Source organism: Bradyrhizobium sp. USDA 4486 (assembly GCF_054057995.1).
The window spans coordinates 6,304,816-6,317,792 of record NZ_JBSRZV010000001.1; the positions used below are offsets into that span (position 1 = coordinate 6,304,816).

Annotated in this window: 9 protein-coding genes; 6 read left to right on the forward strand and 3 right to left on the reverse strand. The window is 66.4% G+C overall.

Annotated features, from left to right (window positions below; translation table 11 throughout):
- Positions 1 to 50: 50 nt before the first annotated feature.
- The 6 genes from ACVWY3_RS29695 (at position 51) to ACVWY3_RS29720 (ending at position 9,704) form a co-directional block, all read left to right on the forward strand.
- Positions 51 to 371: a PilZ domain-containing protein gene (locus ACVWY3_RS29695; RefSeq protein WP_456841648.1), complete on the forward strand. Its 321-nt coding sequence runs from the start codon at positions 51 to 53 to the stop codon at positions 369 to 371.
- Between the two features lie 138 nt (positions 372 to 509).
- Positions 510 to 1,232 (forward strand): nucleotidyltransferase family protein, encoded by a 723-nt coding sequence (locus ACVWY3_RS29700; protein ID WP_456841649.1) that lies wholly within the window; start codon positions 510 to 512, stop codon positions 1,230 to 1,232.
- A 282-nt stretch (positions 1,233 to 1,514) separates the two neighbouring features.
- Complete coding sequence (gene addB / locus ACVWY3_RS29705; protein ID WP_456841650.1) at positions 1,515 to 4,661, forward strand: double-strand break repair protein AddB; 3,147 nt, start codon at positions 1,515 to 1,517, stop codon at positions 4,659 to 4,661.
- Positions 4,655 to 8,164 (forward strand): double-strand break repair helicase AddA, encoded by a 3,510-nt coding sequence (gene addA, locus ACVWY3_RS29710; protein WP_456841651.1) that lies wholly within the window; start codon positions 4,655 to 4,657, stop codon positions 8,162 to 8,164. Before addB ends, addA begins: the two co-directional genes overlap by 7 nt.
- 67 nt (positions 8,165 to 8,231) lie before the next feature.
- Positions 8,232 to 8,552, forward strand: a complete 321-nt coding sequence (trxA, locus tag ACVWY3_RS29715) for a thioredoxin (protein WP_008540017.1) — start codon at positions 8,232 to 8,234, stop codon at positions 8,550 to 8,552.
- 144 nt (positions 8,553 to 8,696) lie between these two features.
- On the forward strand, positions 8,697 to 9,704 hold the full coding sequence (locus tag ACVWY3_RS29720) for an ATP-dependent DNA ligase (RefSeq protein ID WP_456843488.1): 1,008 nt from the start codon (positions 8,697 to 8,699) through the stop codon (positions 9,702 to 9,704).
- 16 nt (positions 9,705 to 9,720) lie between these two features.
- On the opposite strand, the gene ACVWY3_RS29725 is transcribed toward ACVWY3_RS29720, so the two are convergent.
- From ACVWY3_RS29725 to accD, 3 genes are all read right to left on the reverse strand, one after another.
- On the reverse strand, positions 9,721 to 10,461 hold the full coding sequence (locus tag ACVWY3_RS29725) for a metallophosphoesterase family protein (protein ID WP_456841652.1): 741 nt from the start codon (positions 10,459 to 10,461) through the stop codon (positions 9,721 to 9,723).
- Between the two features lie 159 nt (positions 10,462 to 10,620).
- Positions 10,621 to 11,964: a bifunctional folylpolyglutamate synthase/dihydrofolate synthase gene (locus ACVWY3_RS29730; protein WP_456841653.1), complete on the reverse strand. Its 1,344-nt coding sequence runs from the start codon at positions 11,962 to 11,964 to the stop codon at positions 10,621 to 10,623.
- Positions 11,961 to 12,902, reverse strand: coding sequence for an acetyl-CoA carboxylase, carboxyltransferase subunit beta (gene accD, locus ACVWY3_RS29735; protein ID WP_456841654.1), 942 nt, complete (start codon positions 12,900 to 12,902; stop codon positions 11,961 to 11,963). Before accD ends, ACVWY3_RS29730 begins: the two co-directional genes overlap by 4 nt.
- Between the last annotated feature and the right edge of the window lie 75 nt (positions 12,903 to 12,977).

The following is a 12,977-nucleotide window of genomic DNA, read 5'->3' on the forward strand; positions in this document are numbered from 1 at the left end:
TATCATCGCCCGCAGGCAGCCGGAGAATGACGGGGCTGGAGCAAGGGCAGATGGCAGTGAAGGCGGACCAGCGCGGCAACAGCCGGGTTGTTTTCGAACGCGGGATTCCGGCCCAGATGATGGGAATCGACGGGACCTGGCGGCGCGACTGCACCATGGAGGACGTCTCCGAGAGCGGCGCCAAGCTGACCATCGACGGCTCGGTCGAAGGGCTCCACCTGAAAGAATTTTTCCTGCTGCTGTCCTCAACCGGACTCGCGTACCGGCGCTGCGAGCTGGCCTGGGTCAATGGCGACCAGATCGGTGTCAATTTCCTCAAGCTCGGTGACAGGAAGAAAAAAAAGGTGCGTTCCACATCTGTTGGAGCGTAACGGCAACACCCGTCGCACAACCGTCACGGCGGCTGGCTAAGGCGGTTGAGATGCGGTGCGGCGCGGTGAACTCCGTGCTAGGATTGCTGCGAACGCGAAATCGATAGGTCAGAGAAAGCAGATCTGAGAAAGCAATTGATGCCCGTCAAACCGACCAAAGCCATGGTGCTCGCTGCAGGATTCGGCCTGCGCATGCGTCCGTTGACGGATAAGATGCCAAAACCCCTGGTGCGGGTGGCCGGCCAGCCGCTGCTCGATCATGTGCTCGACAAGCTCGGTCAGGCGGGTGTCACCGACGCCGTCGTCAACGTGCACTATCTGCCCGACCAGATCATCGACCACACCGCATCGCGGCAGCATCCGCGTGTGACCATCTCGGATGAGCGCGACCAGGTGCTCGGCACCGGCGGGGGCGTGATCAAGGCGCTGCCGCTGCTCGGCGATGCGCCGTTCTTCCACGTCAATTCCGACACGCTGTGGATCGACGGCGTGCGCTCCAATTTGGCGCGGCTTGCAGAAAATTTCGATCCGGCGCGGATGGACATCTTGCTGCTGATGGCGCCGACCGCGACCAGCATCGGCTATAGCGGCCGCGGCGATTACGGCATGACGCCGGATGGCGCCCTGCGCAAGCGCAAAGAAAAAGAGATCGTCCCGTTCGTCTATGCCGGCGCTGCGATCCTGTCGCCGGCGATCTTCACTGACGCGCCGCAGGGCGAGTTCTCGCTGACAAAGATGTTCGACCGCGCCAACGAGCAGGAGCGCCTGTTCGGCCTTCGCCTCGACGGCGTCTGGATGCATGTCGGCACGCCCGATGCGGTGCACGCCGCGGAAGAGGCGTTTTTGGAGAGCGTGGCGTAGGGCCGCTCCAAGCACCGCGCCGTAGGGTGTGCCCACCATTCAAGCTCAGAAAGCCGGTGAGAGACGCGTGGGCACGGCGCGCAAGCGCGCCTTTGCCTAACCTGCGGCACTGCCCGTCATTCCGGGGCGCGCGTAAGCGCGAACCCGGAATTTCGAGATTCCGGGTTCGATGCTGCGCATCGCCCCCGGAATGACGGTGGGAGAGCGGGGACGACTCCCTCCCGGCGCATGACCATTCGCCCCCGCCTCCCTATATTGCCCTGACCCCGAATCAGGCAGCCCATGCGCGTCGTCAGCGTTCCCCTCTCAGTTCCGTTCCTGCGCACGGTCGTCTCGCGCCTGCTCGACGGCCAGCTGGTCGGCGGCTTCGAGGCGCGCAAGGAACCGGCGCGGCTGGCCGATGCCACGCTGTATCTGCCGACACGGCGCGCCATGCGCGTCGTCCGCGAGATCTTCCTCGACGAGATGAAGGCGGACGCAGTGGTGCTGCCGCGCATCGTCGCGCTCGGCGACATCGACGAGGACGAGCTCGCTTTCGCCGACGAAGGCGAACAGTTCTCGGGCACGATGCCGATCGAGATCCCGCCGCGGCTCGGCGAGCTGGAACGGCGGCTGACGCTGGCGCAGCTCGTCGCCGCCTGGGCCAAGGGCCCGGTGCTGTCGCCGCTGGTGGTCGGCGGCCCCGCCTCCACGCTTGCGCTTGCCGGCGATCTCGCCCGCCTGATCGACGACATGGTGACGCGCGGCGTCGACTGGAGCGCGCTCGACGGGCTCGTGCCTGATAATCTCGACCGTTACTGGCAGCACTCGCTCGAATTTTTGCGCATCGCTCGCATCGCCTGGCCTGCGCATCTCGCCGAGATCAACCGCATCGAGCCCGCGGCGCGGCGTGACCTTCTGATCGCAGCGGAAGCAAAGCGCCTGACCGCGCATCCCCATGGTCCCGTGATCGCGGCCGGTTCGACCGGCTCGATGCCGGCCACCGCAAAATTCCTCCACGCGGTCGCATCGCTGCCGCATGGCGCCGTGGTGCTGCCGGGCCTCGACACCGATCTTGACGAGGATGCTTGGCGCAGCATCGGGGGTTTGCGCGATTCGCTCGGCAAGTTCGCCGAGCATCCGGCCTCGAATCATCCGCAATATGCCATGCACGCGCTGCTGGAGCGGTTCGGCATAAAGCGCAGCGACGTCGAGATCCTCCAGCCGCCGGCGGACGGCGGTCGCGATCTGCTCGCCTCCGAATCGATGCGGCCGTCGGCCAAGACGGAAGTCTGGCACGACCGGCTGAAACAGCCGGATGTTGCTGCGAGGATCGCGGGCGGCATGAAAAACCTCACGGTGGTCGAGGCCTCCAATCCCGAGATGGAAGCACTTGCGATCGCCATCGCGATGCGCGAGGCGCGGCATCTCGACAAGTCGGCGGCGCTGGTGACACCGGATCGCGCGCTGGCGCGGCGGGTGATGGCGGCGCTGACGCGATGGGATCTCGCCTTCGACGATTCCGGCGGCGACGCGCTGATGGAAACCTCCGCCGGCGTTTTCGCGCGCCTTGTGGCGGAAGCGGCGATCAAAGGATCGGAGCCGCCGACGCTGCTGGCGATGCTGAAGCATCCGCTGTGCCGGCTCGGCCGCGCGCAAGGCGCATGGAGGACGGCGATCGAAGCCCTCGAGCTCGCAGTTCTGCGCGGCACGCGCCCGCCTGCCGGCACCGGCGGTCTCCTGCGCGAATTCAACCGCTTTCGCGACGAGCTAACAAAACTGTGGCGCGGCGAGGTCTCCGCGCTTCATAAGGCCGAGCCGCGCGCGCATCTCAAGGCCGAAGACCTCGATCGAATCCAGGCGCTGATCAATGTCTTGCAGAGAGCCCTGGCGCCGATCGAGAGCCTGCCGCCGTCGAAGCCGCATGATTTCGCCGAGCTCGCGCACCGCCATCGCGAGATCATGATCGAGCTGTCGCGCGACGAGCAGGGCATCCCGCTCGCCTTCGAGGAGCGCGAGGGCCTCGCACTCGCGAGCGCCTTCGACGATCTCCTGCGCGGCGGCACCACCAGCGGATTGATGGTGCCGCTGCCTGACTATGCCGACGTGTTCCAGACCGCATTCAGCGATCGCGCGGTGCGGCGGCGCGACAGGCCCGGAGCGCGCCTCCAGATTTACGGTCCGCTGGAATCGCGCCTGATGCAGGCCGACCGCGTCATCATCGGCGGCTTGATCGAGGGCGTGTGGCCGCCGGCGCCGCGCATCGATCCCTGGCTCAGCCGGCCGATGCGGCACGAGCTCGGCCTCGATTTGCCGGAACGCCGTATCGGCCTCTCCGCTCATGACTTCGCGCAGCTGCTCGGCGGCGATGAGGTGATCCTCACCCATTCCGCCAAGGCCGGCGGCGCACCGGCCGTGGCCTCGCGCTTTCTTCATCGGCTCGAAGCGGTCGCAGGTGACGATCTCTGGAAGGCTGCTGTTCGCGCCGGCGAAAAATACGTGCAGTTCGCCGGCGCGCTCGATCAGCCCGCCGAGGTCAGGCCGATCAAGCAGCCCGAGCCGCGGCCGCCGCGCGCGAGCCGGCCGTTGAGCATGTCCGTCACCGCGATCGAGGACTGGCTGCGCGATCCCTACACGATCTACGCAAAGTACATCCTGCGGCTCGACGCGCTCGATCCCGTCGACATGCCGTTGTCGGCGGCCGACCGCGGCTCGGCGATCCACGATGCGATCGGCGAGTTCACGGAGACCTATGCCGCGCGTCTGCCCGACGATCCCGCGCGCGTTCTGCGCGCGATCGGCGAGAAGCATTTTGCGCCGCTGATGGAGCGGCCCGAAGCGCGGGCGCTGTGGTGGCCGCGCTTCCAGCGCATCGCGCGCTGGTTCGGCGAATGGGAGATTGCGAGGCGTGATGCGATCGAGGCGATCACGGCGGAGACCCGCGGCGAGATTTCGATCGCGCTCCGCAACAACCGCAGCTTTCGCCTCTCCGCCCGCGCCGACCGCATCGAGCGGCGCCAAGGCGGCGGCTACGCCATTCTCGACTACAAGACCGGCCAGCCGCCGACCGGCAAGCAGGTCCGCATGGGTCTGTCGCCGCAACTCACGCTGGAAGCCGCAATTCTGCGCGAAGGCGGTTTCCCTGAGATCGACGCGGGCGCGTCCGTCAGCCAGCTCGTCTACGTCCGCCTGAGCGGCAACAATCCGCCGGGCGAGGAGCGCATCCTCGAGCTCAAGTACAAGCCCGGCGACGAGCCGCAGCCGCCCGATACCGCTGCCGCAGAAGCGCGGGCCAAGCTGGAGGCACTGATCCGCGCCTTCGAGGACGAGAACCAGCCCTACACCTCGCTGAACCTGCCGATGTGGGCGAACCGCTACGGCACCTATGACGACCTCGCCCGGATCAAGGAATGGTCTGCGGCCGGCGGCCTGGGGATCGAGGAATGGTGAAGCTGCCGCGTCCCATTCCCGACGAAGTTCGTGCGCGGCAGGCGCGCGCGTCCGATCCGACCGCGTCGGCCTTCGTGTCGGCCAATGCCGGCTCGGGCAAGACCCATGTGCTGGTCCAGCGCGTGATCCGCCTGTTGCTGTCTGGCGTGCCGCCGGAAAAGATCCTCTGCATCACCTTCACCAAGGCCGCCGCCGCCAACATGGCCGAGCGCGTGTTCACCACGCTTGGCCATTGGGTCACGCTCGACGATGCCGGGCTGGACGCCGCGATCCGTGCCGTCGGCATCCCGCATCCGAGCGCAAAGTTGCGCCGCGACGCGCGAAAACTGTTCGCCTGCGCGCTGGAGACGCCCGGTGGGCTGAAGGTGCAGACCATCCACGCGCTGTGCACGCGCCTGCTCCAGCAGTTTCCGTTCGAGGCCAATGTGCCGGCACGCTTCGCCGTGATCGACGAGCGCGATCAGAACGACATGATGGAGCGCGCCAATCTGAAGGTCCTGCTGGAAGCCGCCCGCGATCCGGAGACGATCACCGGCCGCGCACTGCTCACCGCGATGGCGAGTGCCGCCGACGTCACCTTCAAGGAGGTCGTGCGCGAGGCGTGCCTCAGCCGCGACCATTTCATGGCCTGGACCGACGAGGCCGGCAACGCTGAAGCTGCTGCTGCGCAGATGGCGGCGGTACTGGGCGTCGATGCAAGTGATCGCATCGAGGACGTCGAGACCGAGATCCTCGATGGCCCGTTCCTGCCGCGTTCGCGCTGGGACGACATCGCCTTTGCGCTGGAGGACGGCAGCAAGTCCGACAATGACCAGGCTACGCGCCTCCGCGAGGCAAAAGTGTTTTCCGGCGCGGCGCAGGTCGATGCCTATCTCTGCCTCTTCCTCACGGATGAGAAGCTGCCCCGCAAGGCGGTTCTGACGAAGAAGTTTGGCGAGCACAATCCATCCGTCGCGCGTCTGTTCGAGAACGAGGCGCAGCGCCTCGCTGGACTGATCGAGAAGCGCCGCGCCGTGACCATGCGCGACCGCACCGCGGCCCTGCTGCACATCGCGACCGCGGCGGCGGCAAACTACCGCCGCGAGAAGCAAGAGCGCGGCCTGCTCGACTATGACGACCTTATCGACAAGACACTGGCGATGCTCAACCGCGTCTCCTCGGGCTGGGTCCATTACAAGCTCGACCGCGGCGTCGATCACGTCCTGATCGACGAAGCCCAGGATACCAGCCCGCGGCAGTGGGACATCGTCGCGCATATCATCTCCGAGTTCACCGCCGGTGAAGGCGCGCGCGAGGGGCTGAACCGCACGGTGTTCGCGGTGGGCGACGAGAAGCAGTCGATCTTCTCGTTCCAGGGAGCGGCGCCCCACGAGTTCGACGCGCGCCGGCGCGAGCTGCATCGCAAGTTCACCGCGGCCGGGCTGAAATTCGATCCGGTCGCCTTCACCTATTCGTTCCGCTCGGGCGCGGCGATCCTGCACTCCGTGGACCATGTCTTTCGCGATCCTCAGATCTACAAGAGCATCCACTCGGTCGAGATCGGCCATCCCCTGCACAACGCGCTGGCCGACGCCGGCCCGAGCGTGATCGAGCTGTGGGACCTTGCGGAAGCCGATGATAGGCAGGAGATCGAGGGCTGGCGCGCACCATTCGATGGTGTCGCCGCCACCAGCCCCGAGATCAAGCTCGCGCGTCGCATCCAGACCGAGATCAAGCGGTTGGTCGAGAGCGGCACGCTGACCGGGCACGAAGGCGAGCGCCGTCCGCTGCGCTATGGCGACATGCTGATCCTGGTGCGTCGACGCGGCAACGCATTCGATGCGGTGATTCAGGCGCTGAAGCACGCTGGCGTCCCAGTCGCCGGCGCCGACCGGCTCAAGCTCACCGAGCACATCGGCATCATCGACCTGATGAATCTCGCCGATGCGCTGCTACTGCCGCAGGACGACCTGGCGCTCGCGGTGGCGCTGAAGAGCCCGCTGTTCGAGCTCGACGACGACGATCTGTTCCAGCTCGCCCATGCCCGCAAGGGATCGCTGCGGCGCGCGCTCGGCGAGCATGCGGCGGAAAGCGAGAAGTTCAGGGCGGTGCTGCGGCGCCTCGAGGCCTGCGAGGTCCGTGCGCGCGAGGAGACGCCGTTCGCCTTCTACGCCTGGCTGTTAGGGGGCGACGGCGGGCGCGCGCGTATCCTGCGCCGGCTCGGCCATGAGGCCAATGACGCGCTCGACGAGTTCCTGGAGCTGGCGCTGAGCTACGAGCGCAAAGCGCCGGCCTCGCTGCAGGGCTTCATGGCCTGGCTGCGCTCGGCCGACACCGAGGTGAAGCGCGACATGGAGATTTCGCGCGATGAGGTGCGGGTGATGACCGTTCACGGCGCCAAGGGCCTCGAGGCTTCGGTCGTGTTCATGGTTGACACCACGTCGTCGCCCGCGGACTCGCAGCGGGTCCGTTTGATCAACGTGCCGCGCGGCAATGGAGGCGAGGTCGTGGTCTGGGCCGGGCGCAAGGCCGACGACCCCAAGCCGGTTGCCGACGCGCGCAAGGCAATGCTGGAGGAGACCGAGGACGAATATCGCCGCCTGCTCTATGTCGCGATGACGCGCGCGGCTGACCGGCTGATCGTCGGCGGCTGCATGCCTGGCAATATGAGGACGGTCCGCAAGCTGAGCTGGTACGACCTCATCGACACCGGGCTCGCCGCATCGGGCCTGAACAAGGAAACGATCGAGACGCCGCTTGGGAAGGTGACTCGATTCGCCCGTCCCGAGGATGTCGCAGCGCTCGGCACACCAGCAACATCAGCGGACCAAACGATCATCCTGCCGGATTGGCTGCGGACGCCCGCGCCGCATGAGAGCGCGGAAGATGATCCCGTGCGCCCCTCCGGCCAGTTTTCCGGAGAAGGCCGCTCGGTGCGATCAGGCGAATCGGTGCAGTCCCGCGCGTTGGCACTGCAACGCGGCACGCTGGTGCACCGGCTGCTGCAATCCCTGCCCGACATCGCCTCGGAGCGCCGGCGCGAGGCCGCGCTCGGCTTCATGGCGCGCAACGCCTCGGACTGGTCCGAGGCCGACCGCACTGCACTCGCCGAAAAGGTGCTCGCCTTGATCGCCGAGCCGCGCTTCGCCCCAGTCTTTGCCGCCGGCAGCCGGGCGGAGGTCGCCATTGTCGGCAAGCTCGATCGGCCGGACCGTCCTCCGGCGCTGGTATCGGGCCAGATCGACCGGTTGGTCGTTCGTCCGAATGAGGTTCTGATCGTCGATTTCAAGACCAACCAGGCGGCCCCCAACAGCGCGGCGGAGGCGCCGGCGGCCTATGTCCGACAGCTCGCCCTGTACCGGGCGGTGCTGGCGCGGCTTTATCCCCAAAAGCCCATCCGAGCCGTCCTGCTCTGGACCGAGGCCCTTGAATATATGGAGATTTCAGCCCCCGCGCTGGACGCGGCGCTGGCATCCCTTCATCTCGGCGTGAGCGTCCTTGACCCGGCAAGGGGCCGTTCATAGGTTGACGCCATGATCCCGGGCGCGATTCCCATTCGCGCCGATTCTTTCAACCGAGTGAGGTACTGCAATGGCCGTTAGCAAGGTTTCCGACGCCGATTTCGAAGCCGAAGTGCTCAAGGCGAACGGCCCCGTAGTCGTCGATTTCTGGGCCGAATGGTGCGGCCCCTGCCGCATGATCGCTCCTGCCCTCGACGAGATCGCCGGCGCAATGGGCGACAAGGTCAAGATCGTGAAGCTCAATGTCGACGAAAGCCCGAAGACCGCGTCCAAATATGGCGTGATGTCGATCCCGACCCTGATGATCTTCAAGGGCGGCGAGATGGCCTCCCGCCAGGTCGGCGCGGCGCCGAAGGCGAAGCTCCAGCAGTGGATCACCTCCGCGGTCTGATCCACGCGATTTACGATTATTTTCGACAACGGCCGGCGAAATGCCGGCCGTTTGCGTTGGTGGGACGTGTCCTGTGCATGACGAGTCCCGCCCTTGCCCGCCCCTCCTCCAAAACGTGCGAGAAAGTCCGCCTCCCTCGTTGCGATGGAGGCGCGGTCGGTCGACGCCATCCCGCGCGGCAAGGAGTGGCAATACGAGCCGAAATGGGATGGTTTTCGTTGCCTGCTGTCGCGTGATGGCGCTCACGTCGATCTGCGCTCGAAATCCGGCGAGGACCTCGCGCGCTATTTTCCTGAAATTGTCGCCGCGGCGCTGGCGCTGAAGGCGGATCGCTTCACGCTCGACGGCGAGATCGTGGTGCCGCAGGGCAAGGGCTTTTCCTTCGATGCGCTGCTGCAACGGATACATCCCGCTGCAAGCCGCGTGACGAAGCTCGCGCAGCAAACGCCGGCGCTCTATCTCGTCTTCGATCTGCTCGCGACGGCCAGGGAGAAGCAGCTTGCCGAAAAGCCGCTAAGCGAGCGACGGACGGCGCTGGAAGCATTTGCCAAGGCCCATCTGAAAGGCAGCATCTTCCGTCTCTCGCCGGCGACAACGAGCTACACCACCGCGAAAAAATGGCTGGCGCAATCGGGCGGCGGTTCGGACGGTGCCATCGCCAAGCGCCTCGACCTGCCTTATCAGGCGGGAAACCGCGACGGCATGCAGAAGATCAAGAAATTCCGCAGCGCCGATTGCGTGGTCGGCGGCTTCCGCTACGCCACCAACAAGATCGCCGGCCGCAGGGTGGTCGGCTCGCTGCTGCTCGGGCTCTACGACGACAAGGGCCTGCTGCACCATGTCGGCTTCACCTCGGCGATCAAAGCCGAGGCCAAGCCTGACCTGACCGACCGGCTGGAGGCGTTGATCGGCGAGCCCGGCTTCACCGGCAACGCGCCGGGCGGACCGAGCCGCTGGTCCACCGAGCGCTCGGCCAAGTGGTGCCCGCTCAAGCCGAGGCTGGTGATCGAGGTCTGCTACGACCATTTCAGCGGCGAGCGTTTTCGCCACGGCACCTCGATCCTGCGCTGGCGCCCCGACAAGGCCCCGCGGCAATGCACGTTCGATCAGTTGAAGCAGAAGGTGGCCGATCCGATGAATCTGCTGGAGTAGCCCGCACGCAGGCGGGCTACTTGATCCACCCCGTTGCCAGCGCGTTCGCCAGCTCCGGCTGATTGTTGCGGCGGGCGAGTGCGGCTACCGCCTCATGATCGTAAGCTACATGGCGGAACGTCACCTGCCAGTCGCCGTCAGCGAGTTCGAGAATCGCATAGCGCGCGTCCGGCGTGCCGGCTTCGACGACATGCGGGAACGGGTGCTTGTCGCGATAGCCGGGGCTGCCGACGCTGCCGGGATTGACGATCAAGCGGCCGTCCCGAAGCCGCACGGCGCGGGCGAGATGGGTGTGAGCGCAGAGGATCAGCGGCTGTGAGATACCTTGCGCGAACTGCTCGATGCGATCAAGCGGCGACAGCGCCACGGTGCCATCAGGGTGCACCGTGTCGAGCCAATAGATCTCGTCGCTCTCAGGCGTCGCGTGACAGAGGAAGACCTGATCGCGAAACACCCGCGTCATCGGCTGTGCACGCAGCCAGTCGAGCTGCGTGGCATTGAGCTGCGCGTGCGCTGGACGGTCCCACGAACCCATCTTCTCCGGCGGACGATCGAGCAAATAGCGGTCGTGGTTGCCGAGCACGTGCACAGCATCGAGCGCCATCAGGATCTCGATGGTGCGCCGTGCATCGAGCGGGCCGCTCAGCATGTCGCCGAGGTTGACGATGTCGGCGATACCCTGGGCGCGGATGTCGGCGAGCACCGCCTCCAGCGCGAGATCGTTTCCGTGCACGTCGGCAATCGCGGCTAAACGCATTGTTGTCCTCGCTCTCGCGCCCCGGACGCAGCGCAGCGTGGAACGGTGCGCTGCAGAGCCGGGGCCATGTCGCGGCACGGGTCCCGGCTCAGCGGAGCAGCGTTGCCAGGACGATGCTACGCATCGCCAAGGCTGCACGCGTCCGGGACACGGGACCGACTATGCAGGAGGCGTGCCGTTGATGGCGAGCACGTGGCCGGCGAGATAGAGCGAACCGGTGATCAGGATGCGCGGCGGCACCTCATAGGCGAGCTTCGCCAGGGCGCGGAGCGCGGCCTCAATGCCGGGCGCGGGCTCGACGCGCATGCCGAGACTGCGCGCGGCATCCGCGAGGCGGTCAACCGGCAGCGCGTTCTCGGCATCGGGAATCGGCACCGCGATGATGTGACGGGTGAGCCCGGCGAAATTGGCGAGAAAACCCTGCGCGTCCTTGTTGGCCATCATGCCTGATATGACGACCAGCGGCCGCGACACCCGCTCTTCGAGATCGCCGAGGGCTGCTGCCGCAACGCGTCCGCCTTCGGCATTGTGACCGCCGTCGAGCCAGATTTCCGAGCCCTGCGGTCCCCAGGAGAGCAATTCGCCCGAGGTGATGCGCTGCATCCGCGCCGGCCATTCCGCACCGACGATGCCGGCCTCGAATGCCGCATGATTGATCCTGAAATTCGAAATCGCGCGCAGCGTCGCAATCGCAAGACCTGCATTGTCGAACTGGTGGCGGCCGAACAGGCGCGGCGCCGCGAGATCCATCAGGCCGCGCTCGTCGGAATAAACAAGGCGCCCGTGCTCGACATTGACGTGCCAGCTTTCGTTCGCGGCAAACAGCGGCGCGCGCATGCGCTTTGCGTGCGCCTCGATCACGGCCATCGCCTCGTCCGCCTGCTCGGCGCAAATCACCGGCACGCCGCGCTTGATGATCGCGGCCTTCTCGCCGGCGATCGACGCCAGCGTATCGCCGAGAAAATCCATGTGGTCCATGCTGATCGGGGTGATGACGCAGGCCGCCGGCGTATCGAGCACGTTGGTCGAATCGAGTCGGCCGCCAAGGCCGACTTCGAGCAGCACGACATCGGCAGGATTATGCGCGAACAGAAGGAAGGCGGCAGCCGTCTTCAGCTCGAACACCGTCGCAGGCTCGCCGGCATTGACGCGCTCGACTTCTTCGAGTGCCGCGCGCAGCTCGTCATCGCCGACGAGCACGCCGCCGCCGGCGCGGCCGAGGCGAAAACATTCGTTGATGCGGACGAGGTAGGGCGAGGTGTAGGCGTGGACGCGCAAGCCGGCGGCTTCCAGTGTCGCGCGCAGATAGGCGAGCGTCGAGCCCTTGCCGTTGGTGCCGGCGATGTGGATCACCGGCGGCAGCTTGCGTTCGGGGTGTCCGAGCCGCTCGAGCAGGCGGTGCATCCGCTCGAGCCCGAGATCGATGCGTTTCTGATGCAGGGCCGACAGCCGCCCGATCACTTCGCCGAGCGACGGCTTTGCGCTGTCAGGGGACGCGTTCACGCGTGGGGCGCAGCCGGCGCTGTCTCAGCCGCCGATACGATCTGGGCGGGGCTGACGACTGGCTGCACTGCTTTCGACGCACCATCCTGCGCCGGCGCCTTGGTCAGCAGGCGGCAGAGCCGCGCCAGGGTCGGACGCAGCTCGTGGCGATGCACGACCATGTCGACCATGCCGTGCTCCTTCAGATACTCGGCGCGCTGGAAACCCTCCGGCAGTTTCTCGCGGATGGTCTGCTCGATCACGCGCGCGCCGGCAAAGCCGATCAATGCGCCGGGTTCGGCGATGTGCACGTCGCCAAGCATGGCGTAGGACGCGGTGACGCCGCCGGTGGTCGGGTTGGTCAGCACGACGATGTAGGGCAGCTTTGCCTCACGCAGCATCTGCACCGCGACCGTGGTGCGCGGCATCTGCATCAGCGACAGGATGCCTTCCTGCATGCGCGCGCCGCCCGAGGCGGCGAACACGATGAACGGCGACTTCTTCTCGACCGCGAGCTCCAGCCCGCGCACGATGGCCTCGCCCGCGGCCATGCCCAGCGAGCCGCCCATGAAATCGAAATCCTGCACGGCGACGACGACGGCCGCGCCTTCGAGCTTGCCGTAGCCGACCTTGATCGCGTCGTTGAGGTTGGTCCGCGCCCGCGCATCCTTGATGCGGTCGACATATTTCTTCTCGTCGCGGAACTTGAGCGGATCGGGCGTCACGTCAGGCAGTGCGACATCGAACCAGGTCTCGTTGTCGAAGATCGACTTCAGACGCGCCACCGCGCCCATGCGCATGTGGTAGTTCGAGCCGGGGATGACGAACTGGTTGGCCTCGACGTCCTTGTAGAACACGAGCTGCCCGGAATCCGGGCACTTGATCCACAGATTCTCCGGCGTCTCCCGCCGCAGCATGTTGCGGATCTTCGGCCGGACCACATTGGTAAGCCAGTTCATGGTTTGCTCCGATGTGCGAGCCCGCAGGGGATCGCCTGAAGAGATATATGGCGGCCGGGCCGCTGCCCGGCAAGC

Excerpts from the sequence above, each read along its gene's own strand:
- ACVWY3_RS29695 (WP_456841648.1), top strand. The coding sequence starts at position 51 with ATGGCAGTGAAGGCGGACCAGCGCGGCAACAGCCGGGTTGTTTTCGAA.
- ACVWY3_RS29700 (WP_456841649.1), top strand. The coding sequence starts at position 510 with ATGCCCGTCAAACCGACCAAAGCCATGGTGCTCGCTGCAGGATTCGGC.
- addB (WP_456841650.1), top strand. The coding sequence starts at position 1,515 with ATGCGCGTCGTCAGCGTTCCCCTCTCAGTTCCGTTCCTGCGCACGGTC.
- addA (WP_456841651.1), top strand. The coding sequence starts at position 4,655 with ATGGTGAAGCTGCCGCGTCCCATTCCCGACGAAGTTCGTGCGCGGCAG.
- trxA (WP_008540017.1), top strand. The coding sequence starts at position 8,232 with ATGGCCGTTAGCAAGGTTTCCGACGCCGATTTCGAAGCCGAAGTGCTC.
- ACVWY3_RS29720 (WP_456843488.1), top strand. The coding sequence starts at position 8,697 with ATGGAGGCGCGGTCGGTCGACGCCATCCCGCGCGGCAAGGAGTGGCAA.
- ACVWY3_RS29725 (WP_456841652.1), bottom strand. The coding sequence starts at position 10,461 with ATGCGTTTAGCCGCGATTGCCGACGTGCACGGAAACGATCTCGCGCTG.
- accD (WP_456841654.1), bottom strand. The coding sequence starts at position 12,902 with ATGAACTGGCTTACCAATGTGGTCCGGCCGAAGATCCGCAACATGCTG.